Origin of the sequence: Bartonella sp. CL434QHHD (assembly GCF_042195145.1) — a bacterium.
In the GTDB taxonomy this organism is placed as follows: domain Bacteria; phylum Pseudomonadota; class Alphaproteobacteria; order Rhizobiales; family Rhizobiaceae; genus Bartonella.
Window position 1 is genome coordinate 44,854 of sequence record NZ_JBHINT010000012.1, and the last position, 24,400, is coordinate 69,253.

Consider the following 24,400-nt stretch of genomic DNA (forward strand, 5'->3'; position numbering starts at 1 on the left):
TCCAGTATTTTTATCGCTGACTAATTACCTTTATGCTAGAAGCTTTTGAGCCGCTGCACGCGCTTCTTCAGTAATCTGTTCTCCAGCCAACATACGGGCAATTTCTTCTGCACGCTCATGCTCTTCCATTTTATGAATCGCAGTAACAAAGCGTCCTTTATCATGACTCTCAATTTTTGAAATAAGAAAATGACCATGCGCTTTCGATGCAACCTGTGGAGCATGCGTAATAGCGAAAACTTGGACATGTTCTGATAAGCATTGCAACCGTTGCCCAATAGCCGCTGCAACAGCCCCCCCAACGCCTGTATCAATTTCATCAAAAATCAGCGTCGGTGCTGATCCTCGATCAGATAAAACAACTTTTAATGCCAGCAAAAAACGAGATAATTCACCGCCAGAAGCCACACTAAGCATGGGACCGGCCCGTGTGCCAGGATTTGTTCGTACCCAATATTCAACACGATCACATCCCTCTGCACTCCGCTTTTCCATATCACTTTGCATTTCAACAATAAATTCAGCCCTCTCTAATTTCAATGCCGGTAGCTCAGTCATCACGCTTTCAGACAAGTTCTTTGCAACCTCTTGACGTTTTATTGACAACGCTTGCGCTAACATATCATATTTTTTTTGTGCTTGTCTTGCCTCATCTTCAAAGCGTGTCAATATAGTCTGAGCCTCTTCAAAATCAGCGAGTTCTGCATCCATTTTATCGCGTAACTGAATCAATTCATCCGCTGAAACTTGATATTTACGAGCAAAACCCCGAAGAGAAAAAAGACGCTCTTCTATCCGTTCCAATTCATCAGGTTCAAAATCTAATGCTCGTATTGCCGTCTCAATACCTTCTTGTGCTGTTGCAAGTGCATGCAATGCCTCATCAATAGATTTCACCACTGGTACAATAAGTTCTTGCGCCTCAGGAATTTTCCGCTCCAAACGCCTCACCAAATTAGAAAGTACTGGGATTGGTGATTTTTGACCCGTTAAAAGATCATCCGCTTCTTTAATATCTGTCGCTATTTTTTCTAATTTAAGCATATCAGCACGACGAAGAGAAAGAGCTTCCTCTTCACCAACTTTAAAATCAAGCTTTTCAAGCTCTTCTACACACGCACGAAGATAATCAACCTCACGTACGGCACTCTCTACTTTAAGACGCTGCCGTTGCAAACGCTCCTCAAATTCACGCCATGAGTGATAACACTGACGCAAATTTTCCACTTCATCTTCAAGACCACCAAAGGCATCTAATAATTGGCGATGTGTAGCAACATCAACAAGCGCACGATCATCATGTTGTCCATGGATTTCAACCAGCAAACGGCCAACACTCCGCATCAATGCAACACTAGAAACCTGATCATTGATAAAAACACGGCTACGTCCATCACTTGATTGCACACGTCGTAAAATAATATCACCCTCATCATCAAGACCATTCTCACGAATAAGTTGACGTGCAGGATGTGAAACAGACACATCAAAAACAGCTGTGACCTGCCCGCGGTCAGCACCATGACGCACAAGCGAAGCATCACCCCGCCCCCCTAGAGCAAGTGATAAAGCATCAAGGAGAATAGACTTCCCCGCACCTGTTTCTCCAGTTAAAACCGTCAACCCCGCCGTAAAATGAATATCAAGCGTTTCGATCAAAACAATATTATGAATCGAAAGCTGTACCAACATAGAGAATCAACGTACCCTCTTCTTATCACCACCTAAAGCATTTGAGATCCAAGAAGATTTATGCTCACGTGGCGATATTTTATTCTTCTGCAAGAGATTATAAGAAAATTTATACCACTCACTTTTGGGATAATTACGTCCTAAAATAGCTGCTGCCGTCTGTGCTTCCGCCGTTAAGCCGAGAGCAAGATTAACCTCAGTCAAGCGGAAAAGCGCTTCTTCAATTTGATTTGTATCAGAATACTCTTCAACCACGGTACGAAACCGTCTACTTGCCGCAAGGTAACGCCGCCCCTCTTCATAATAACGGCCAATCTGCATTTCTTTACCAGCCAGCTGTTCGCGACCAAAACGGATTTTATCCTTAGCATCCTTGACATACTCAGAATTAGGATAACGCTCTATAAGAAGCTGCATAGCAGCAATAGCACGTTTCGTATCACGTTGATCACGTGTAACATCAGGAATCCGACGGAAAGAAGAAAGACCAATAATATAATACGCATAAGCCGAGTCAGTCGACCCTGGATAAAGAGTAATATAGCGTTGAGCCATACTAATTGAATCATCATACTTTCCGAGTCGATAATTAGTAAAAGCACCCATGACCAAAGATTTACGCCCCCAGTCTGTATAAGCGTACTGTTTTTCAATCTTCAAAAACTTCTTCGATGCATCCCCAAGCCGCCCACTTTCAAGGCTAGCAAGCGCCTGATTATAGAGAACATCTGGTGGCTCTATTTTCAAAACATAAGCAGATGGATCAAGGGTTTTTTTCTCTTTAAAGAGACATCCCGCTAACATACAGGTGCTTCCTAAAAGTACCACCCCCAATATCTTGCGTACAATGTTAGATTTTCTATATGTCATATTTCCAATGCACACATGAGATTTTTTCATAGTTTTTCCGGCCTCCAGAGAATATCACCTTGTAGCAAAAACAATTTATTAAAGTTTTTATACCATATCACTTTAAAATCCACATAACCAATTTAGCAGTTTAGGTCAATCATCCCCTTAAAAATCAAATAAACGATAAAAAAATCTTGTCAATTTTCTTTTACTCTTTCTCTAAAAAGCTTTTTTGGTAATATGATTCGTCTGCCAAAACAGCTTTCACCAATTGCGCATTAATTCTATGCCCACTACAATAAGAACGAAATAATCCAATAAAAGGTGCTCCCAGCAAAGCAGTATCACCAATCGCATCAAGCATCTTGTGCCGAACACATTCATTCTCCCAATAAGGACCATCGGGATTTAAAATTTTATCATTAAGGTCGATAACAAGAGAATTTTCCAAAGAAGCACCTCTCGCCTTCCCAGAAAGCCTTAATTCTTCCACGTCTTTGATAAAACCAAAAGTGCGCGCACGTGACAAATCATCCCTAAACCCTCGTGTGGTAAGATCAAAACTGAAATGTTGCTTACCAATAGCAGAAGAAGGAAAAGAGATCGTTATATCAAAACGACGTCCATCGAATGGCAAAAGCTCTGCAACACCATGAGATCCTTCAACTCGCACCGGCTTTTTTATAATGAAATAAGAACGCAACGCATTTTGCTGTACAATACCAACATCTTCAAAAGCTTGGCAATATAGCCACGCTGAACCATCCAAAATAGGAATCTCATTATGTGACACTTCAATAACAAGATTATCCAAATTATAAGCAGCAATTGCTGCCATCAAATGTTCAATTGTTTCAACCCTTACATCTCCATCTCCAAGTACTGTTGATAATTCAGTTTCTCCTGTTTGCGATGCATGAGCTTGAAATATTTTCTCTGTTCCGTCTAATCCACAACGCTTAAAAACAATACCACACCCAACATCCGCTGGACAAACCTTTACCACTGACAAACAGCCACTGTGAACGCCAATCCCCTTAAATGTTACTGCTTTTTTAAGAGTAGACTGATATTTTGGTACTAAATTCATCATAATCATTTTATTAAATTGCTTGTACATCTTTTAACAAAATTTATAAAATTATAAAGAATATTCATAGTAAATAATAAAAAAAAACCGCTTATAATAAGCGGTTTTTTTTAAAACAAAGTATTTTATCCAAAAAACAGCAATATATTTTACTGTATAATTTTTGACTGATCATTAAAGAAATAATAATTTTTCTTACTTTATCTCACTTTTCATCAATTAATTTGCCTGACGACGTAAAAATGCTGGTATTTCCAACTGATCTTCTTCACTTATAAAAGTACGTTGATCTTGTGGTACCTGAGGGTGCAGCTCACCAGAACGACGTGGAACATACACAGAAGCATCTTGAGAAAGCGCCTGAGAATTTTTATTGTAAACATGAGACTCTTTCTGCTGAGATGATCTAACAGCAGGCTCCAGCCTCGCTTCTGGCTCAGCTTCTTCACGATGTGTCAAGCTCTGTTTCAAACGCTGCCAAAGATTACGAGGACCTTGATCAGTCACAAATGTTCTTTGACTTTGTCCATGAGCAACAGGAGGAAAATCCTTTAACTCAGGCATACGCATTGGAGCGCGCGCTTGCATTTGTTGCATTTGTTTTGGTTGCACTGGCTTTTCTTTTTGCTTCACAACCCCTGTCATCTCATCAAGAACATGTGCTGTTGCCTCCATACTCACAGGAGCCGTCATCGCCTGTTGAGAACCACGGCTTACTTGCATACGAGGCACATTGGATCTCTGTTCCTGAACAGCATTTGAACCATACGCAACAGCATTCGTGGCACTTCGTGTCGTCATTGCTTCTGCAGGTTGTGCAAAAATTTGACTTTTGGGACGGAACTGTTCTCCGGTTGATTTACCCTTCTCTATTTCAAGTGATTCGATTACTTCTACCATTGACTCAGAACGCAGAGGCGATGACTGAACATGAAAAGAACTGTGTGACGTTCCAGGATCGCTCTTGCGTATTGAAGAAGCAGGTCTTTGAATCTGAGGATGAGAGGACTGAACAACATCACTAACTTCACGATCAATACCGGTGGCAACCACAGAAACACGAATAACACCTTCCAATGACTCATCATCAATAGCGCCAAAGATCACATTCGCATCAGCATCCACTTCTTCACGAATACGATTAGCAGCTTCATCAACCTCAAAGAGAGTCATATCACGACCACCTGTAATAGAAATCAGTAAACCACGCGCCCCACGCATAGAGGTATCATCCAACAGTGGGTTTGCAATAGCAGCTTCAGCCGCAGCCAAAGCACGCCCATCACCAGATGCCTCACCCGTTCCCATCATGGCTCGCCCCATTTCGTGCATAACAGAACGAACATCAGCAAAATCAAGGTTAATTAAACCCTCTTTAATCATCAAATCCGTAATGGAAGCAACACCAGAATAAAGCACTTGGTCAGCCATAGCAAAAGCATCAGCAAACGTTGTCTTATCATTTGCAATACGGAAAAGATTTTGATTGGGTATAACAATCAATGTATCGACAGACTTTTGTAATTCTTCAATACCAGCCTCTGCCGTTTTCATACGACGTGCGCCTTCAAACTGAAACGGCTTTGTCACAACACCAACAGTCAAAATACCTTTTTCACGCGCTGCGCGAGCAACAACGGGAGCAGCTCCTGTTCCAGTTCCTCCCCCCATACCAGCAGTAATGAAAACCATATGAGAGTCTGCAAGATGATCAATAATTTCATCAATACATTCCTCTGCTGCCGCTTGTCCAACTTCCGGCAAAGCCCCAGCACCCAAACCTTCTGTCACAGCTGCCCCAAGTTGGATAACACGTTCAGCCTTTGACATAGCCAAAGCCTGTGCATCCGTATTTGCAACAACAAAGTCAACTCCCTGAAGACCAGCATTTATCATATTATTCACGGCATTCCCGCCACCACCTCCAACACCAAAAACGGTAATGCGTGGCTTCAATTCCGCGATATCTGGCCGATGCAGATTAATCGTCATTTTCTTTTCCTTCTCATAAGACACCGCAAGCCAAAGCGATGAAATTTATCCAACTAGACTTAACTAAAAACTCTCACGCAACCACTCACCAACACGCTGAAAATACCCACGCGTGCCCATCGATAAATGATTTCCTGCCGCCTGCATTGTTTTTTCTTCAAAACCCACCAATTGCGGATAAATTAACAACCCAACAGCAGATGTAAACGCCGCCCCTTTTGCAAGAGAAGGAAGCCTCGAAATACCTAAAGGCCGCCCGATACGAACATTTCTTCCTAATATAGTACGTGCCATTTCTGGCAATCCTGTTAACTGGCTTGCTCCCCCCGTCAAAATAACACGTTTACCAATGATGTGACCAAAACCAGAACGATTTAAACAATCACGGACCATTTCTAAAATTTCTTCAACACGCGCACGAATGATACGCCCAAGAACCGCGCGAGGATATTGAGTTTCCCGCTGTTCACTCCCAATTTCTGCTACATTAATCATTTGCCGCTCATCAGCACTTGTTAAAAGTGCTGAACCATAAACAACTTTTAAACGTTCCGCCTCTGTTAAAGACATAGAAAATCCGCGCGCAACATCAAGAGTGACATGATGCCCCCCAACAGCAAGAGCATCCGCATGAATAAATTTTCCTTCAAAAAACACTGAAAATGTTGTTGTTCCACCACCAAAATCAATACATGCAGCCCCTAAATGCGCCTCATCATTCATCAAGACAGCAAGACCACTTGCAAAGGGAGTAGCAACCATTGCTTCAACACTCAAATGTGCACGATTAATACAAGTTTCTAAATTACGCAAAGAGGCTGTTTCTGCTGTTACCACATGCACGTCGACACCAAATGTTTCCCCTGCCATGCCAATAGGATCAAAAATTCCTTTATCTCCATCCAATACATAAGAAACTGGAACTGAGTGCATAACATGACGTTCAGCATCAAAGGCTTTACGCGAAACATCTGAAAAGGCCATACGCATATCACGCTTGGTGACTTCACGACCATTCAAATGGACCTTTCCATTAATCAAAGCACTTTGTAATCGACTTGAGGAAAAATTCACAATCACTGAATCCACCACCAAACCCGCCATTTTTTCTGCCGCATCAACAGCCAATCTTATTGATTGTTCTGCTGCAAACATATCCATGACAACACCGGATTTAATACCACGTGAACGCTGCACTCCAAAGCCTAGAATTTCCGTAGAATGTGTACGACCATGTAAATAGTGTGCATGCTTCAAAGGACGCAAACAAGCAATAAGACAAACAATCTTACTTGAACCGACATCAAGTACCGTTAAAAAACGTGTTTTACGCCCCTTCAAATGATGTGATCTGAGTAGCATCATAGGCTTCCTGCCTTTCGCGCTTTTAAAATACGTTCTTCTTCTGCTACAGTAGCATGATAACGCTCCAACGTTTCATCTGATAAAGAAACAGTAATTCGATCAGCAAGACGTAAATCAACACTGAGAATATCGCGAGACAAAAGATCTTGCATTGTACCGGACGAAAAAAGAGAAGAAAGCCTTTCAAGAGCACCATTTTCAGGCAACATAACGCGCATTCCATTATTCAAAACAAGATCCCAACGTCGATCACCTACCCGCACAAAAGCACGAATACGATCATATACTTCCGGATAGACTGACAGCGCTTGAATAAACACTTTAGCAGCATTTTGTGCCCCCTGCCCAACCACAAGAGGTAAATCCCGAACAATTTCCCCTTTAAAAGGCACAATGACACGACCTGTATTATCAACAATATCCATTATGCCATCATGTTGCCAAATGGCATAAGGTTCACGCTCCACGATGGAAATGCGCATTTTATTAGGATAAATTTTCTGAACATTAGCCGATTGCACCCAAGCCTGTTTTTCCAAAAGAGAACGCGCTCTTTCAACATCAAAAGTGAATATAGAAGGCGCAACATCAAGTTTTAAAATTTTAAAAATATCCTGCTTTGCCAAGCGCTTATTACCGCTTATATCAACATGAGTGACCACAAAACTACTATCCAATATGATCGTGTTTACGATCACAGCCATCTGACCACTTGATGAAAGTCCATAAAAAGCCGTAACAAAGAAAAACCATACAACAGCAAAAGAGCCAAAATGGCGTGGAATATGAATATTAACAAAAACAAACTCAAACATAAACCGAAGAAAACGACGATAAAGACGTGGCAAAGCCGGCACTGAAAGCACCTCCATCGGAACATTTGTTTTACTAACATTCAACGCATACATGATGCGTCCTCCACCATCCATTGAACAATATCGCCGTAAGTACGGCCGCTCGCTTTTGCAATATCAGGAAGAAGAGACGTCGATGTCATACCGGGTTGCGTATTAATTTCAAGCCAAATCAACTCTCCCGTTTTTTCATCAAAACGAAAATCAGAACGGCTAACACCTCGACACCCTATCGCCTGATGGGCTGCTAAAGACATTCTTTGCACACTTTGGTAAATATTTAGTGAAAGTTGTGCAGGACAAATGTGAAGAGAACCACCCGTTTTATATTTTGAGTCATAATCGTAGAATGGAAAGTTTTTATCGGGAAGAATTTCACACACATCCAGCACTTCATTCCCCAAAACAGCACAAGTCAATTCACGACCAGGAATATATTTTTCAATCATCACCTCATCGGCATATCCCCACTCAGCTCCCCCAATATTATGCGGCGGTACAGCTTCATTTCCTTGGACAATGACAACACCAAAACTTGATCCTTCACACACAGGTTTAATTACATAAGGAGGCTCCATGGGATGCGTTCGGCCCAAAGCAAAGCGGCTCATGATACGAGAAGGAGCAACACAAACCCCAACATTTGCAACGATAATTTTTGCACGTCCCTTATCCATTGCCAAAGCAGATGCCATCACGCCAGAATGAGTATAAGGAATTTTTAAATATTCAAGAATCCCCTGAATCCGGCCATCTTCACCAAATGGACCATGCAATGCATTGAAGGCAATATCGGGCTGCAACTGTTCAAGAACAGAAGCAATACGAGCATCAACATCCACGCGGCTCACGCGATACCCCTGTACCTCTAGAACATCAGCACAAGCCGCCCCTGAAGATAAACTTACAGACCGCTCAGAAGAAAAACCTCCCATTAACACAGCTATATGTTTATCTTTCATAATAAATCACCCTCTTTCGCATACTATATGTAGTCTATATAGAATACATCAGCACCATATACAGGAAAAACAAAGTTTATCCTTGCGAATCAATAACCTAGCATTTTGCATAATGAATCAGACTCAAAAGCCTGATGCAAGAGATTCTTTGTTAATTTATTGATTCTTAATAGAAATTTTTTATTATCTCTTTGAAATGACTCAATTTTTTATTTTCACTTTTTTAGTGAACAATAAATCAATGAAATGGATCAAAAGGAGAAACACTTCGACCACGCTCAAATTGACCAATACGCTCTATTTCCCATTGTAAAAGGTGGGCTGAATTTGCAAAAACACGTGCACGCACTGTTTCTCCCAATGCTTCAAGATCATATCCTGTTGCTTGCCCTGTATTAATCATAAAATTACAGTGCATTTCACTCATTTGAGCGCCACCAATCCGTAAACCACGACACCCTGCTTCATCAATCACGCGCCACGCAGATCCATTCCCAGGATTTTTGAAAGTTGACCCCCCTGTTTTTTCACGAATAGGTTGCACTGTTTCTCTGTGGAGGGCAACTTCATCCATAGCAGCACGAATATCATCTTTATTGCCGAGTTTTCCTTCCAATAAAGCAGCCGTAAAAATAAAATCTTTAGGAACATCACAATGGCGATAGGAATAATGCATATCTTTCACACTCAAGATATGACGTTGCCCTTTACGATCCAGCGCATAGACCTCGACAACACGCGCTGCGGTTTCAACACCATTCGCACCAGCGTTCATTTTGAGAGCTCCTCCAAGACCTCCAGGAATACCATGATAAAAATGAAAACCTGCAATCTCAGCTTCTAAAGCGGCAGCAGCTAAATGTTTATCCGCCGCACCAGCACCAACTAAAAAGCCTTTTGGAGAAACCTGCTTCACTTGCCCAAAACTTTTTGGCGAAAGACGAATCACAACACCAGGAACCCCCCCATCACGCACCAGAAGATTAGAACCGATACCGACAATTGTTACAGGAACAAATTCAGGCAAATTTTGAAGAAAGAGAGCCAAATCTTCTTCATCAACAGGCTGATAAAAAAGCTCTGCCAATCCGCCCGTGCGAAACCACGTTACCTTACGCATCTCAACATTAGGTGTAAGTTTTCCTCTCACGCCACCCAACAATGGTTGCAATTGCGCCAATAGCGCCTCACCATCAATGTGCTGAAAATTTATCATGACCATCCAATACCGCTAACTGATGAGGCAACGCACAAGCCCATTGTGTGATATTGCCAGCACCAAGAAAAACAACATAATCCTCTGCCTGAGCAAATTTTGAGACAAGAGACACAACATCTTCCAAACCATGTATCAAGCGCACATCACGATGACCCGCCATTTTAATATGCTCTACCAATTCTTGAGAACCAAATCCTACAATAGGCTCTTCACCAGCCGCATAAACGGGCGTAATCAACACTGTATCTGCATCATTAAAACAAGCAGCAAAATCATCAAATAAATGATACAACCGTGAATACCGATGGGGTTGTGCAATCGCAATAACACGCCCTTTTGCACTCTCACGTGCAGCACGCAAAACAGCCTTTATTTCGACAGGATGATGTCCATAATCATCAAATATTTCAATGCCACGCCAACTTCCTGTTCGCGTAAAACGCCGTTTTACTCCGCCAAATTCTGCTAAGCCCCTTTTTATAGCTTCATTTGAAATGCCAAGTTCATGCGCAATAGCAATCGCCGCCGTTGCATTGGCAACATTATGCTGCCCTGCCATAGGCAAAAGCATATTTTTCAACTCAATCTTTCTTCCTGTTTTGCGTGAGCGAACAAGAACATCAAAATGCGTTTTTTGACCATCCATCGAAAGATTAAGAAAACGAACATCTGCTTGTGGATTTGCACCATAAGTGATCACCCAACGATCATCAATACGGCCCGCCAATGACTGAACCTCTGGATGATCAAGGCACAAAACAGCAAAACCATAAAAGGGAACATTTTCTACGAATTGCCGAAAAGCCTCACGCACAGCATCAAAACTTCCATAATGATCCAAATGCTCAGCGTCAATATTAGTAATAACAGCAATATCAGCAGGCAGCTTTAAAAATGTACCATCACTTTCATCAGCTTCAACAATCATCCAATCGCCATCTCCTGTACGAGAATTCGTACCATAAGCATTAATAATACCGCCATTAATCACCACTGGATCAAAATGACCAGCATCAAGAAGGGCTGCAACCATTGATGTGGTTGTTGTTTTACCATGTGTACCGCCCACCGCAATTGCACGCCGAAACCGCATCAGCTCCGCCAGCATTTCTGCACGTCTAACAAGCGGTAAATGTCTTTCCTTTGCAGCAATATACTCAGGATTTGTTTTTTTAACGGCAGTAGAAAAAACAACAACCTCTGCATTCCCTAAGTTTTCAGCACAATGACCTATATGAACGTTAATTCCCTTTTTCCGCAAACGTTCAACATTTGCACTTTCAACTTGATCTGACCCTTGAACTTTATAGCCAAGATTATAAAAAACCTCCGCAATTCCACTCATACCGATCCCCCCGATTCCGATAAAATGGATAACGCCTATATCAAGTGGCATTTTCATTAAAAAGCTCCTCTTTTATATCTGACAACAATCGCCCTGCAATTAAGGATTCAGCCATATCAGCAAGGCAACGGGTTGCATGAGGTTGCCCAACTTTTTTTGCAGCAAGCGCTTGTTTTTCCAATAAATGGGGTGCACAACAAGCGTGCATTAAAAGAGAAAAAAGCTTTTGTGCATTCAAATCTTTTTCTGATACAATTTGCGCACCACCTACACGAGCAAGCAGAGCTGCATTGGCAGCCTGATCATGATCTAAAGCATGGGGATAGGGAACAAGCAAAGCAGGTCTACCAATCACCGCTATCTCACAAACGGACGAAGCCCCAGCGCGCGACAAAATAAAATGAGCATGTGCCATACGTTCAGCCATATCATCAAAAAAAGGAGCAACCTCTGCTTGTACGCCCATATCACGGTAGATTTTGATCAACCCTCCTGCTTCACCGCGGACTTGCTGTACAATTCGTAAACGTTTACGGTTCTTATCATCGAATAAAGCAATCGCTTCTGGAACAATATGTGAAAAAGCAGAAGCCCCTTGGCTACCTCCAAAAATCAAAAAATTAAATGGCTTTTCCCCCTCTGAAGAATGATAAGGGATTTTGGCCGCCTTCAACACAGCCTCACGGACAGGATTCCCCGTCAAAAGTATTTTATGAGCATAAGCGCCATTTGGCGACAACAAACCACCAGCGATTGCACGCACAAAAATTGCCAACACCCGATTGGCACGCCCCATAACAGCATTTTGTTCATGAATAAATGTCACACGCCTCGTTAAAGCCGCAATAAAAAGAGGAGGAAAGCTCGGATACCCCCCAAATCCTCCAACAAGAACAGGACGTAATTTATAAAACAACGCCAACGATTGCCCCATTCCCCTTAGCAAAGACCAAAACGTCTTTATCAGAGCAAAAGGATGACGTCGTATAAACGTTGCCGATGAAACGATATGAATATGCTCTTCATCAAAGCACCGAACAAAAGGTCGTGCTCTTTCATCTGTTATTAAATGAACATCATATCCACGCTTCCTTAATTCAACAGAAAGGGCTTCAGCAGGAAAAAGATGTCCACCTGTACCACCAGCCACCAAAACAATAACTTTTTTATCATTCATAAGGGGTATCCAAGACAGAAGAGGAAGAAAAAGCTGAAAGGCGTGCTTCTGGCCAACGACGTGTTAAACTAAGCAAAATGCCCATTGAAAACGCAATCGCCACCATCGAAGAACCACCGTAAGAAATAAAAGGCAATGTCATGCCTTTTGGAGGAATTAAGTGAAGATTAACGGCCATATTAATAGCTGATTGAAAGCCAATCATCATTGCTATGCCAGTAATACCAAGACGTATAAAGGAATCACGTGTATTCATGGCTATATACAATGAACGCATAACGATAAAGCCAAACAGCATCATAATTAATAAACAAAGAATAATACCATATTCTTCAGCAGCAACGGAAAATACAAAATCTGTATGGCTATCAGGAATGATACGTTTTACTGTTCCCTCCCCAGGACCTTGCCCAAACCAACCACCATTCAAAATAGCCTCACGTCCTACATCCACTTGAAAAGTATCTCCTTCACCTGTCAAAAAACCATTGATCCGCTCGCGCACATGATGCAGAAAAAAATAAGCTAAAATAATTCCTACAACGCCTAAAATGAGAAAGAGAAAAATAATAGTAAGAGGTACACCAGCAATAAAAAACAGCCCCCCCCATGTTGCACTTATTAAAACTGTTTGTCCAATATCAGGCTGCAAAACCAGAAGCACACAACAAATGCCATAAAGTACAATCGCTAACGTATAACCTAGAATTCCCCTCTTGCGTATCTGTTCCGAAAAAAGCCAAGCGGACATAACCACAAAAGCTGGCTTCATAAACTCTGAAGCCTGTACAGAAAAACCAAATAGCTGAATCCATCGCCGTGCTCCCTTTAACTCTGGACCAAAAAATAAGGTTGCAACCATAAGAGCAAGCGTTACAATGAGCAAAAGAGCACATAAACGACGAATATTAGAAAGCGAAAAAAAAGAAATGGTAACCATCGTAAAAAATGCTAAAATGCTGAAAATAATATGCCACCGAACAAAATAAAAACTATCAGCAATTCCGATTTTTTTTGTAATAATGGGGCTGGCAGCAAAAGACAGCATAATGCCAATTCCCATTAAAATTAAACAAGCTGCAAAGATAGAGCGATCAATCGTCCACCACCAATTAGCAATTGGATCTCTATCTGCACGCGTCACCATGATATACACACCTTATCCATTTTATAAATTGTCTCAAAGTGATATGAGTTCCCAGCCTGTTTAACAAACACTTTAAAAACTAAATTACACAAAAAAAGATTCTGGAGTCTTAACGCAAAAATATTTTTTATAATTGATGCTTTTTTTATTGTAACTGCATCACAAAAGAGACAAATGCTTCGCCTCGCATTTCATAATTTTTAAATTGGTCATAACTTGCACAAGCAGGTGACAAAAGAACCGTCACCTCTTTTGCCTTACAGCCTATTGCGTCAACAGCTGCTTCACGCACCGCATTTTTCAAAGTTAAGCTCATAGAAAAGGGAAAAGAAGATCCAATAGTGCGAGCAAATTCTTCCGCCGCGCTCCCAATCAAATAGGCTTTACGAATTTTAGGAAAAAATTCTCTAAGAGACTCTATTCCTCCCTTTTTTGCCTGTCCCCCAACAATCCAAAAAATATCATTAAAGGTGGAAAGCGCAGGAGCTGTTGCATCTGCATTAGTCGCCTTGCTGTCATTGATAAACAAAACCGCCCCCATTTTACGCACCTGTTGCATACGATGATCCAACCCTTTATAACTTGCTAAATGCTTGTCCATAGAAGGATCGGTTATTTTTAAAGCCTGCAACGTTGCTAATGCCATAAGGGCATTTTGCGCATTATGCCTCCCACGTAACACCGCCATAGGAGCAAGATCTGCAAGCATATGACGCTGTCCTTGACGAACAGAAAAGAGCTTGGTCCCATCTGCATAAAAACCATTTTCAACAAAATGATCCTTGGAAATTGCCTCAATTTGCTTCCCCTCATGAAGTAACTGTTGATATAAAACCCGGCAAGCTGCATCATCAACTGAAATAAAAGCCTGAGAAGCCTGAGCAATCAGATGCCTTTTGGTTTGCACATAACAGGCAAAACTTCCATGTCGATCAATATGATCAGGTGTGAGATTTAATAAAAGTCCAATGGTCGGCTGAAGAGAGGGAGTAAGATCAATTTGAAATGATGAACATTCAATCACATAGATACGTTTTTTAACAAAGGGCTTAAGCGTCAATATTGCCTTTCCAATATTTCCCCCCATCTGCACATCATAGCCCATTTTTTCCAACAAATGCGCAAGTAAAGATGTTGTGGTTGACTTCCCATTCGTCCCCGTAATCGCAATGAAAGGAACGTCTTTGTCACAAAAACCATAATGCTGTAAAAATTGATGGCGCGCCCGAACAAATAATTCAATATCACCGATAATTTCTATATTTTTTTTTCGTGCTTTTTCAACAACCCAATGGGGTTGAGGATAACTTAAAGGAACTCCAGGAGCTACAATCAATGCAACAAATTCTGACCAATCTTCATAACGGAGATCTCGTGTTGGAATATTGTGCCGAAAAGCCATTTGCACGCTTGAAGGACTATCATCCCACGCCACCACTTCTGCACCACCACACATCAATGCTTGTGCCGTTGCTAGTCCAGACTGTCCCAATCCAAACAGAGCAACTTTTTGACCTTTATAACACGCAACAGAAATCACATTCTCACCGCAATTTAAGTGTTGAAAGACCTATGAGAGCGAGAACAATCGAAATAATCCAAAAGCGTATCACGACTTGGCTTTCAGTCCAGCCTTTTTTCTCAAAATGGTGATGTATCGGTGCCATAAGAAACACGCGTTTTCTTGTTAATTTGAAATAACCAACCTGAATAACGACCGAAAAAGCTTCCACAACAAAAAGCCCACCAATAAGAACCAAAACAATTTCGTGTTTCGTAGCAACCGCAACAGTCCCTAAGAGTCCTCCAAGAGCCAATGAACCAGTATCTCCCATAAAAATAGCTGCAGGTGGTGCATTAAACCATAAAAAACCAAGCCCTGCCCCAACAACAGCTCCCAATAAAACAGCCAATTCACCTGTACCCGATACATAATGGATTTGGAGATAATCAGCAAAATTCATATTACCAGAAAGATAAGCAATCAGAGCAAAAGATAAAGCTGCAACCATCACAGGAACAATAGCAAGCCCATCGAGTCCATCCGTTAAATTAACCGCATTACCCGTCGCGACAATGACAAACGCAGAAAAAGGAATAAAAAACCAGCCCAAATTGATAAGATAATCTTTTAAAAAAGGCAAAGCGAATCCAGATGAGCCAATTTTCAGAATAACAAAAGCCGCAATTGCGGCAACACAAAACTCTAAGCTTAACCGTGCTTTCCCAGAAAATCCTTTGTCTGTTTGTTTTGTGACCTTAAGATAATCGTCATAAAATCCAATTGCCCCAAAAGAAAGCATAACCAATAGCGATACCCAAAAGTAAATATTCGATAAATTACACCACAAAAATGCCGATACCACAATGCCGGTTAAAATCATCAATCCACCCATTGTAGGTGTTCCAGCCTTTTTAAAATGTGTTTGAGGACCATCAGCACGAATCGGTTGTCCCTTACCCTGCCGCAATTTAAGAGAAGCAATGATGCTAGGTCCAAACAAAAAGACGATAAGTCCCGAAGTAAGCATAGCCGCTATCGTGCGAAAAGTAATATAACGAAATACATTCACACCTGGAAGCCAATCACTAAACGAAGAAAAAAACAGCATCATTGTACAAAAAACCTCTTAAAACTATGAAGAAACCGCTTTATAGCGATCAAGCAATGCAGTCACAATATTTGATGAACAAAGGCTATTGGATGATTTAACCATAAGCAGATCCCCAGAAGAAATTTCTGCTAAAAGAAGCGGTAAAATTTTCTCAATATTTTCAGCATAATGAACCTTAACACCAGTAGACAAATCACTGACTAAAGATTTCATCGCCTCACCAAATAGAAAAACCGGATTAGCACCGGAAAGACGTATTGGTTTTATTAAATCACGATGAAGCTTTTCACTATACTCCCCTAATTCTAGCATATCCCCTAAAATAGCAATTCGCCGCCCCTCTTTCCCTACAGGTCCTGTAGCAAGAAGCTCAAGTGCAGCACGCATAGAAGCAGGATTTGCATTATAGCTTTCATCAATGAGATAAAATTCACCCCCATTTGATAAAGACAATTGATAACGAACACCTCGCCCCTTTTGAGAAGAAAAATGGCGAAAAGAAAGAAAAACAGGCTCTAACTCAACCCCCATAGCATCACAAGCAGCAATAACCCCTAAACTATTTTGCACAATATGGCGTCCTGGAGCACCAATTTGAACCTCCCTATCCCGCCCCCCAATACGCACAATCATAGAAGTACTATCAGTTAGAAGACGTATACCTCGCGCTTGATAATCAGCATCTTTAGTCTCACCAAAGCTTAAGATCTTCTTTACACCGCATTTCTTTGCTTTTTGAACGAGATAAGAAAAAAAATCACTATCCGCATTTAAAATGGCAATTCCTTTTTCATCTAATCCTTCAAAAATTTCAGCTTTTGCCTTTGCTATTTCTTCAAGATCTTTGAAAAAACCCATATGTCCTGCACAAATATGCGTAATGAGAGCAACATGCGGACAAACCAGTTTGACCAGAGGGCGAATTTCATCTCTATGATTCATACCAATTTCAAAGATACCATAATCACTCTCCATAGGCATCCGCGCTAAAGTGAGTGGAACCCCCCAGCAATTGTTTAAAGAAGCGAGATTCGCATGAACATTCCCAGCAGTTGCAAGAGCTTGTTTCAAAGCTTCTTTTGTCGTTGTTTTTCCCACTGATCCTGTTACCGCGATAATCTTAGCTCTTGAACGTTTGCGTGCAGCTTGTGCAAGTTGTTCTAAGGCTTGCAAAACATCAGGAACGACAATGAGTGGAGCCGATATCTTTTTCATATCCCTCAAACGGTGTTCCGCAACGATAAGAACGCCTGCACCTCGTTCATAAGCTTGCGCAGCAAAATCATGACCATCAAGATGATGCCCCTTAATGCAGAAAAAAACATCCCCTTCCGCAAGAGTACGGCTATCAATGGAAACCCCAGAAAAAGTTTCTGGCATGCTTCCCATTACAACACCATTAATTGCAGCAACAAGTGCTTGCTTATCCCATAAAGCTGTCATTTCTTTCGGTCCTCTAAAGCTTCTATCGCTTTCAGACGATCTGAAAAAGGATAAGTTGTCTGCCCTATAATTTGGCCATCCTCATGACCTTTTCCAGCAATGATTAATGTGTCACCAACTTTCAAAAGCTCCACCGCGTAAGAAATAGCCTCACCACGATCTGCTATCTCTATTGCTGTTGGCACCGCCTGTAAAATATCCTTGCGTATTTTTTCTGGCATTTCTGTGCGAGGATTATCATCCGTTACAATAACAATGTCCGCTTTATCCGCCGCAATTTTTCCCATCAAAGGTCTTTTTCCTTGATCACGATCTCCTCCACAACCAAAAACAACGATCAAGCGCCCTTGCGTAAAGGGACGAACAGAAAGCAAAACCTGCTCCAAAGCTTCTGGTTTATGGGCATAATCAATATAAACAAGCGCATTATTTTCTGTCTTTCCCACAAACTCTAATCGCCCAGGTGCCCCCTGCAAAGTTTCAAGCGCAGAAAAAACCTTACGAGGTGAAGCACCCGTTGCAATTGCTAACCCCGCTGCCATAAGCGCATTGGCTACCTGAAAATCTCCAGCTAAAGGCAAAACAAATGTATAAATATTGTTTTCCACACGACACTCAATACACTGTTTTGAGCGTTGATGTTCAACACGATTAATCGTGATAAATTGCCCCTTACGACCAATTGTCAAAACACGGCGACGCGCTTGTGTGACAACATCAATAACCTTTTGTGAATAGACATCATCAGCAAAAATCAAAGCAGGAGCAGATACAGGCAAAAGTGTATCAAATAACCTCATTTTAGCCCGCAAATAATCCTCTACCCCCGTGTGATAATCCATGTGATCTCGCCCTAAATTGGTGAAGGCACCAGCCGTTAAACGGACTCCATCAAGTCGCCCTTGATCAAGCCCATGCGAAGAAGCTTCAAGAGCTGCATGTGTCACACCTTCATGAGAAATTTCATAAAGAAGACGGTGCAAGACGACCGGATCAGGTGTTGTGAGAGAACCATAAACATTCCGTTTAGGAGAAACAACACCAACCGTTCCTATACTCGCAGCACAAAATCCAACATAAGTCCAAATTTGCCGAAGAAAAGAGACAACAGATGTTTTACCACTTGTACCAGTCACAGCAACGACCGTTTCAGGCTGAGAACCGTAAAAACGTGCAGCTGCCAACGCTAAACTATGACGAACATTAGAAACACGTAAAATGGGAACAGATAAATCCTCAAGAACAGCATGACAATCTGTAACGATTGCTCGTGCACCACGCTTTATCGCATCATCTATATAGTGTCTTCCATCACTTTTTTTTCCTTGAACAGCAACAAAAACATAGCCTGGCAAAACTTGTCGAGAATCCGCACTTATTCCTGTTATTTCTATTGAAGAAAGACTTTCATCTTCAACGCATTCTGTAAAAACTGTTCCCAACAACATGATAACGCACCTTTATATTCATTTTACCGTTGTTTAACGAAACTTGAATTGCTCTTTTTACTTAAAAGAGGCTCATATTCTTTTTTAAAATCGGGTTTTACACCAAGAAAACTAGCTGTGCGACGAACAATATTAGCAAGCATTGGTCCAGCATTCATCCCCGCTGTTGCTGAACGCTGTCCCTCAGCAGGCTTTGGTTCATCAATAATTGTTAAAACAACATAAGCAGGATCCTCAATAGGAAAAGCAGCAAGAAAACTATTAAAATTTTTTGTTTTAGAATATTTTCCATTTTCAACTTTTTCAGCTGTTCCTGTCTTACCACCTACACGATAACCTTCAACTTTTGCATTACGTCCAGAACCAATATCACTATTTAATTTATAAAGGTAACGCATATTTTGACTTGTTTTAGCCTGCAAAACCCGTTTTGCATGGTGCAAAGTTTGTTCTTTTGGCCGTTTTAAAAATGTCGGAGCAATTAACCAACCACCATTCATTAAAGCAGCAGCCCCGACAGCTGTTTGCAAGGGTGTTGTTGCCATACCATGCCCAAAAGAAATCGTCATAGAATGGATATCCTTCCAATGATTTGGCACAATAGGGTGGGCAACTTCAGGCAACTCTGTTGTGAGACGATCCAGTAATCCAAGTTTTTGCAAAAAACCACGATGTTTATCAATCCCTATCGCCAACGCCTCTTTAGCAGAACCAATATTAGAAGAATAAATAAAAACCTCCCATAACGTTAAGGGTCGATTTTTTCCATGAAAATCATGAATAGTATAGCCACTACTTGCTTTTATTGGCTTTGAAGCATCAATAATACTGTTTAAATGAAAAATATCGGAATCAAGAGCCATAGCGGTCGTAAAACTTTTAATGATCGATCCCATTTCAAAAGCTCCTGCCGTCATCCGATTGAGACGATCACTTTTTAAAGCTTCAACAGGATTTCCAGGATCAAAGTCTGGTAGTGATGCCAAAGCCATAACTTCCCCCGTATGTATATTTAAAATAACAGCTCCTGCAGCAATTGCCTTATAACGCTTCATAGCCTGAATAAGTTCATCATGAACAATTGACTGAACACGCACATCAATCGAAAGCTGAACTTGTTTTAATGATTCTTCCATGGCAAGACCAGCGGCACGCAAAGCACTCAGCCCCGCATCATCAATGTATTTTTCCATACCTGCAATGCCCTGATTATCAACATTCACCATACCGAGAATATGGGAAGTTACAGGTCCATCAGGATAAAAACGACGAATTTCAGTCCGAAAACCAATTCCTGGTATACCAAGAGCCATAATTTGCGTCTTCTGCATTGGTGTTAACCCACGCTGTATCCAAGAAAAACCAGATTTTCTTTTTAAGCGCTTATAGGTTTCCTGCCAATTAAGATCAGGCAAAACTGTTGAGAGCAATTCAATTGTTTCATCCACATCAATAATACGTCGTGGCTCAGCAAAAAGTGAATAAGTTTTAATATCTGTTGCCAATAAACGACCATTACGATCAACGATATCAGGCCGTGCCATCAATTGAAGAACTCCTGGCCCCTTTGCTTCTTCAATCTGTCCACCTTCCAACCCATAAGAAATAAGGCAAGCCCCCATGATTCCATATAAAATTAAAAAGCAGAACAACGAAAAAAGCAAACGTGGACGACTAGAATAGGGACGACGAACAGAAACATTATGATTATTCAACGAATTCTTTAAGCGCTTTTTCTTCTGTGAGAATAAAAAAGTCGATTTCATTACTGCGCGCCTTTTTGGACAACGCTATTGATCTGAGAAGCTCGATTATTTGTCAAAATATCCTGATTATCTTCCAAGATATTTTTTTTAATCACTTCTTCAATTTGATCATGTACCTGTACCGGAATGTCTTTAAACTCCACGATTTGACGCGGCTGTATAACCTCTAACCCAAGTTCTTTCTGATAACGTTTCGCAAGTTTTTGCATGCGTGAAGGCCTTATCATCACAGCCCACTCAGCATGAAGCAAACTTACCGTATTTTTTGCTGCAGCAATTTCATGCTCAAGATGAAGAACTTCGTTCATTCGTTTTTGAACATCATATTTTACCTTATAAGTAAGTCCTGCCATACAAATCATAATCAACACTAAAATCATATCAAATGTACGAAAAACTGTCATTTTTTGCTGCCTTCAAAACTGGCAATCTCTGCTAAACCAAATAATTTCATATCTGCTGCAAGAGCCTCTGCTTCAGTCCGTACACCAATACGCAACCTCGCAGAACGTGAACGAGGATTTTTCTGTAACTCCTCTTTAGTTGCCGTGATCCCACCTTTAAACAAAGGAAAAAATGTTGCTGGAGCAGCCTTCATTTCAGGCAGATAGCGTGATCTCATACATTCTCCAGAACGAGCCGAAAAAAATCTTTTGACCATACGATCTTCAAGAGAATGAAAACTGACAACCCCCAAACGGCCTCCAGCTTTTAAAACGCGTTCAGCAGCAAATAAACCACATGCCAATTCACCAATTTCATCATTAACATAGATACGAAGAGCCTGAAATACACGTGTTGCTGGATGAATACGATCTCCCGGTTTACGTCCTATCAACGCTTCGATAGCATACGCCAAATCACCTGTACGCAAAAAAGGCTGTACAACACGACGCTTTTCAATCATCCGTGCAATTCGCCCCGCATAACGCTCTTCTCCTAATATCTTAAAAATACGTGCCAAATCCCTTGCTTTTAAATGATTGACAACATCGCTGGCTGTAAAACCAGTCTGAGCCATTCGCATGTCCAATGGACCATCTTTTTGAAAAGAAAAACCTCTTTCTGCTTCATCCAGCTGCATTGAAGAGACACCAATATCCAAAATAACTGCATCCACCTTCTCTTCAACGACACGATCGAGCTGTGAAAATGCCATATGGACCAAACGAAGACGTGGAAAAAATTCTTCAACAAGCGATTGTCCTGCACTGATAGCATGAGGATCACGATCAAGAGCGATCACCTGTGCCCCTGCCTTTAACAAAGCGCGCGTGTAACCACCAGCACCAAAGGTACCATCAATTACTTTTGCTCCAACCAATGGCATAAGCCCAGTCAAAACTGGCTGCAACAACACTGGAATATGGCGTTCAGCTCTTTGATCCTGCTTTATCAAAATAATCCGTCTTGAAGTTATGCTGTCTCAAATCAACAGCTCTCTCATGGCAACTGATCTTAGAATAACCTAGCCTTCAACTTTCATATTAATCACAATGAACGAAAAAACTAAAGTTATCCCAAAACAGATCCTAACGCATTATACTTAAAGAAATGTTATAATTTTTTAAAACACTCTTTGCTCAAGTGTCCATTTCAAACACATAGACTCCATAAAAGATCATATATAATCGATCTTATAAAATATCGCGTATCATCATGAAATATCAGTCGGCCTATAAGCCGGGTTCTGTAGAGTAAAGCTTACACTTTACATGGCAACCATTCATCTGGGACGGATGTTACCATCCGCCTCGTGCAACCTACCCGAATGACTCGCCCGGAAATCGGCTGCAAATTAAATTTTGCACGTCATTTCTATTTGGTCTTGCTCCCGGTGGGGTTTACCTTGCCACATTCATTACTGAATGCGCGGTGGGCTCTTACTCCACCCTTTCACCCTTACCTATAAAAATAGGCGGTTTACTTTCTGTGGCACTTTCCCTAGGGTCACCCCCGCCGGGTGTTACCCGGCACCGTCTTTCCATGGAGCCCGGACTTTCCTCACCTGCCATATTTCAGCATCAGACAAGCGCGGCTGCCCAGCCGACTGACGCATTAATTTATAAAACATTTTCTGCTCAATGAAAATAGCATCTTAAAATATTTTATGACAAACCTCTCTCAACAGATGTTTTTATTTTAATGAAGCCAGATAAGTTTTCACTTTTGCGCAATATTTCGCCGAAATGGAATTCATTTTTTTTGCAGCATGACCTGCGTTATATTTAAGGATTGTACCACACGTACTTCCACCACTGAGTTTATACGCCCGTGCCAAATAACGCATACCATATTCAAGATTGGTCGCAGGATCGTACAAATCCTGTACAGAACCACTAAAGCCCAACCCTCGTGCCGTAGAGGGTTTAATTTGCATCAAACCTATTTCGCCAGCAGCCCCCTTTATACCTGCCTTATAATTACTTTCAACTTTTACAACAGCATGTGCTAAATTAACGGGAACATTATATTTATTCGCAAGTTTCTGAATAAGAAACTCATAAGGGCGATCAGGAATCTTAGGAGCAACAATCACTGAGGCTTCTCCTGATTCCGCAACATTTAAGACACTATGAGTCCAACTTATGTCAAATACAAAAAATACAGCACACGCTGTATTTAACAAGATTTTCAAAAATTGCATTTTCTTTCTCTTCACTCAAACATTCTCAAATTCTAGCCGCAAGTAATTTGCAAACGTATTATACAAAAAAAGAAAGCAAAAGAACGGCTTGAAAAAGGAAAGAGTAAGACAATTTCAAGATAAAATCATGTAACAAAAGAATATCTCTTTATTCACAAATCATAGATTTCTCTATATCATAAAATAAAAAAATAAAGAAACTATGGTTAATCTTATAGCGTATTAAATAAAATGATATAATCTATAAATTGCTGCTATCGCTATTGTATCACTTAATTTTTATATTAAAAAAATAGCATCTTAACTAGATGTAATATTTTTTACATAAGATTATTAATTTTTTTATTGGGATCAATCCCACAAAGTAAGAGAGACAAGAGCATCTTTTTACCGGAGATGCTCAATATCAAGAAAGTTTCATAAAAATATAAACCGCTATCAACGCTTCTCTCTGGTTAAAACACCCACAGCACTCTTTATATCCGATAAAACCTCAACAAATCACAAAACAAATCCCCCATTATCGCACATAAAAAATTCATAAATATACTAAAACCATCATACTCTTTACCAATTCAAAATATTGCAACAGACTTTTAGCTCTCAAGATGTCTCAAAGAAGCTTTTTAATTCCTTTTTAAAAGAGCTGTTATCCACACAGTCCTCCCACTGGTAGTGTACTAGAAACTAATTTTGATTTTTTCACCATGAATAAATTTAAAATGAGAAAATTTTACAATTCTTAAGATTCTTATTCAATATAATAATGATAATTTATCATTATAA

At 40.8% G+C, this 24,400-nt stretch carries 19 protein-coding genes and 1 other RNA gene; all 20 read right to left on the reverse strand.

Annotation, left to right across the window (positions count from 1 at the left end; translation table 11 throughout):
- Positions 1-30 precede the first annotated feature (30 nt).
- The 20 genes from recN to ACFILN_RS02435 all read right to left on the reverse strand — a co-directional run bounded on the left by recN (position 31) and on the right by ACFILN_RS02435 (position 23,614).
- Positions 31-1,692, reverse strand: a complete 1,662-nt coding sequence (recN, locus tag ACFILN_RS02340) for a DNA repair protein RecN (RefSeq protein ID WP_375631174.1) — start codon at positions 1,690-1,692, stop codon at positions 31-33.
- Positions 1,693-1,698: 6 nt separating this feature from the next.
- Positions 1,699-2,592: an outer membrane protein assembly factor BamD gene (locus ACFILN_RS02345; protein ID WP_273790773.1), complete on the reverse strand. Its 894-nt coding sequence runs from the start codon at positions 2,590-2,592 to the stop codon at positions 1,699-1,701.
- A gap of 160 nt (positions 2,593-2,752) precedes the next feature.
- Positions 2,753-3,637: a UDP-3-O-acyl-N-acetylglucosamine deacetylase gene (lpxC, locus tag ACFILN_RS02350; protein WP_375631204.1), complete on the reverse strand. Its 885-nt coding sequence runs from the start codon at positions 3,635-3,637 to the stop codon at positions 2,753-2,755.
- Positions 3,638-3,853: 216 nt separating this feature from the next.
- A complete protein-coding gene (gene ftsZ / locus ACFILN_RS02355) occupies positions 3,854-5,626 on the reverse strand; it encodes a cell division protein FtsZ (protein ID WP_375631175.1) in 1,773 nt (590 codons plus the stop codon).
- Between the two features lie 63 nt (positions 5,627-5,689).
- On the reverse strand, positions 5,690-6,991 hold the full coding sequence (gene ftsA / locus ACFILN_RS02360; RefSeq protein WP_273790775.1) for a cell division protein FtsA: 1,302 nt from the start codon (positions 6,989-6,991) through the stop codon (positions 5,690-5,692).
- On the reverse strand, positions 6,988-7,899 hold the full coding sequence (locus tag ACFILN_RS02365; protein ID WP_273790776.1) for a cell division protein FtsQ/DivIB: 912 nt from the start codon (positions 7,897-7,899) through the stop codon (positions 6,988-6,990). Before ACFILN_RS02365 ends, ftsA begins: the two co-directional genes overlap by 4 nt.
- Positions 7,887-8,807, reverse strand: coding sequence for a D-alanine--D-alanine ligase (locus ACFILN_RS02370; RefSeq protein ID WP_375660019.1), 921 nt, complete (start codon positions 8,805-8,807; stop codon positions 7,887-7,889). Before ACFILN_RS02370 ends, ACFILN_RS02365 begins: the two co-directional genes overlap by 13 nt.
- A gap of 238 nt (positions 8,808-9,045) precedes the next feature.
- Complete coding sequence (gene murB, locus ACFILN_RS02375) at positions 9,046-10,023, reverse strand: UDP-N-acetylmuramate dehydrogenase (protein ID WP_273790778.1); 978 nt, start codon at positions 10,021-10,023, stop codon at positions 9,046-9,048.
- Positions 10,001-11,428: a UDP-N-acetylmuramate--L-alanine ligase gene (gene murC, locus ACFILN_RS02380; RefSeq protein ID WP_273790779.1), complete on the reverse strand. Its 1,428-nt coding sequence runs from the start codon at positions 11,426-11,428 to the stop codon at positions 10,001-10,003. Before murC ends, murB begins: the two co-directional genes overlap by 23 nt.
- The gene (murG, locus tag ACFILN_RS02385) at positions 11,412-12,548 is read right to left on the reverse strand and encodes an undecaprenyldiphospho-muramoylpentapeptide beta-N-acetylglucosaminyltransferase (RefSeq protein WP_273790780.1); all 1,137 of its coding nucleotides are present in this window, start codon (positions 12,546-12,548) and stop codon (positions 11,412-11,414) included. The genes murC and murG overlap by 17 nt, the downstream gene beginning before the upstream one ends.
- Complete coding sequence (locus tag ACFILN_RS02390) at positions 12,541-13,695, reverse strand: FtsW/RodA/SpoVE family cell cycle protein (RefSeq protein ID WP_273790781.1); 1,155 nt, start codon at positions 13,693-13,695, stop codon at positions 12,541-12,543. Before ACFILN_RS02390 ends, murG begins: the two co-directional genes overlap by 8 nt.
- 145 nt (positions 13,696-13,840) lie before the next feature.
- On the reverse strand, positions 13,841-15,235 hold the full coding sequence (murD, locus tag ACFILN_RS02395; protein ID WP_375637657.1) for a UDP-N-acetylmuramoyl-L-alanine--D-glutamate ligase: 1,395 nt from the start codon (positions 15,233-15,235) through the stop codon (positions 13,841-13,843).
- 4 nt (positions 15,236-15,239) lie between these two features.
- Positions 15,240-16,310: a phospho-N-acetylmuramoyl-pentapeptide-transferase gene (mraY, locus tag ACFILN_RS02400; RefSeq protein WP_273790783.1), complete on the reverse strand. Its 1,071-nt coding sequence runs from the start codon at positions 16,308-16,310 to the stop codon at positions 15,240-15,242.
- A gap of 21 nt (positions 16,311-16,331) precedes the next feature.
- Entirely contained in the window at positions 16,332-17,753 is a 1,422-nt protein-coding gene (murF, locus tag ACFILN_RS02405) for a UDP-N-acetylmuramoyl-tripeptide--D-alanyl-D-alanine ligase (RefSeq protein ID WP_375631180.1), read from the reverse strand.
- A complete protein-coding gene (locus ACFILN_RS02410; protein ID WP_375631181.1) occupies positions 17,750-19,201 on the reverse strand; it encodes a UDP-N-acetylmuramoyl-L-alanyl-D-glutamate--2,6-diaminopimelate ligase in 1,452 nt (483 codons plus the stop codon). Before ACFILN_RS02410 ends, murF begins: the two co-directional genes overlap by 4 nt.
- A gap of 23 nt (positions 19,202-19,224) precedes the next feature.
- Entirely contained in the window at positions 19,225-20,967 is a 1,743-nt protein-coding gene (locus ACFILN_RS02415; RefSeq protein WP_375670780.1) for a peptidoglycan D,D-transpeptidase FtsI family protein, read from the reverse strand.
- Positions 20,967-21,371 (reverse strand): hypothetical protein, encoded by a 405-nt coding sequence (locus ACFILN_RS02420; protein WP_375670782.1) that lies wholly within the window; start codon positions 21,369-21,371, stop codon positions 20,967-20,969. Before ACFILN_RS02420 ends, ACFILN_RS02415 begins: the two co-directional genes overlap by 1 nt.
- A complete protein-coding gene (rsmH, locus tag ACFILN_RS02425) occupies positions 21,368-22,366 on the reverse strand; it encodes a 16S rRNA (cytosine(1402)-N(4))-methyltransferase RsmH (RefSeq protein WP_375643449.1) in 999 nt (332 codons plus the stop codon). Before rsmH ends, ACFILN_RS02420 begins: the two co-directional genes overlap by 4 nt.
- A gap of 264 nt (positions 22,367-22,630) precedes the next feature.
- Positions 22,631-23,021, reverse strand: an RNA gene (gene rnpB / locus ACFILN_RS02430) — RNase P RNA component class A.
- 83 nt (positions 23,022-23,104) lie between these two features.
- Entirely contained in the window at positions 23,105-23,614 is a 510-nt protein-coding gene (locus ACFILN_RS02435) for a lytic transglycosylase domain-containing protein (RefSeq protein ID WP_273790789.1), read from the reverse strand.
- Positions 23,615-24,400 lie beyond the last annotated feature (786 nt).

Excerpts from the sequence above, each read along its gene's own strand:
- ACFILN_RS02420 (WP_375670782.1), bottom strand. The coding sequence starts at position 21,371 with ATGACAGTTTTTCGTACATTTGATATGATTTTAGTGTTGATTATGATT.
- ACFILN_RS02365 (WP_273790776.1), bottom strand. The coding sequence starts at position 7,899 with ATGTATGCGTTGAATGTTAGTAAAACAAATGTTCCGATGGAGGTGCTT.
- mraY (WP_273790783.1), bottom strand. The coding sequence starts at position 16,310 with ATGATGCTGTTTTTTTCTTCGTTTAGTGATTGGCTTCCAGGTGTGAAT.
- murF (WP_375631180.1), bottom strand. The coding sequence starts at position 17,753 with ATGACAGCTTTATGGGATAAGCAAGCACTTGTTGCTGCAATTAATGGT.
- ACFILN_RS02435 (WP_273790789.1), bottom strand. The coding sequence starts at position 23,614 with ATGCAATTTTTGAAAATCTTGTTAAATACAGCGTGTGCTGTATTTTTT.
- lpxC (WP_375631204.1), bottom strand. The coding sequence starts at position 3,637 with ATGATGAATTTAGTACCAAAATATCAGTCTACTCTTAAAAAAGCAGTA.
- ACFILN_RS02345 (WP_273790773.1), bottom strand. The coding sequence starts at position 2,592 with ATGAAAAAATCTCATGTGTGCATTGGAAATATGACATATAGAAAATCT.
- ACFILN_RS02370 (WP_375660019.1), bottom strand. The coding sequence starts at position 8,807 with ATGAAAGATAAACATATAGCTGTGTTAATGGGAGGTTTTTCTTCTGAG.
- murC (WP_273790779.1), bottom strand. The coding sequence starts at position 11,428 with ATGAAAATGCCACTTGATATAGGCGTTATCCATTTTATCGGAATCGGG.
- ACFILN_RS02415 (WP_375670780.1), bottom strand. The coding sequence starts at position 20,967 with ATGAAATCGACTTTTTTATTCTCACAGAAGAAAAAGCGCTTAAAGAAT.
- ftsA (WP_273790775.1), bottom strand. The coding sequence starts at position 6,991 with ATGATGCTACTCAGATCACATCATTTGAAGGGGCGTAAAACACGTTTT.
- ACFILN_RS02410 (WP_375631181.1), bottom strand. The coding sequence starts at position 19,201 with ATGTTGTTGGGAACAGTTTTTACAGAATGCGTTGAAGATGAAAGTCTT.
- ACFILN_RS02390 (WP_273790781.1), bottom strand. The coding sequence starts at position 13,695 with ATGGTGACGCGTGCAGATAGAGATCCAATTGCTAATTGGTGGTGGACG.
- murG (WP_273790780.1), bottom strand. The coding sequence starts at position 12,548 with ATGAATGATAAAAAAGTTATTGTTTTGGTGGCTGGTGGTACAGGTGGA.
- ftsZ (WP_375631175.1), bottom strand. The coding sequence starts at position 5,626 with ATGACGATTAATCTGCATCGGCCAGATATCGCGGAATTGAAGCCACGC.
- recN (WP_375631174.1), bottom strand. The coding sequence starts at position 1,692 with ATGTTGGTACAGCTTTCGATTCATAATATTGTTTTGATCGAAACGCTT.
- murB (WP_273790778.1), bottom strand. The coding sequence starts at position 10,023 with ATGATAAATTTTCAGCACATTGATGGTGAGGCGCTATTGGCGCAATTG.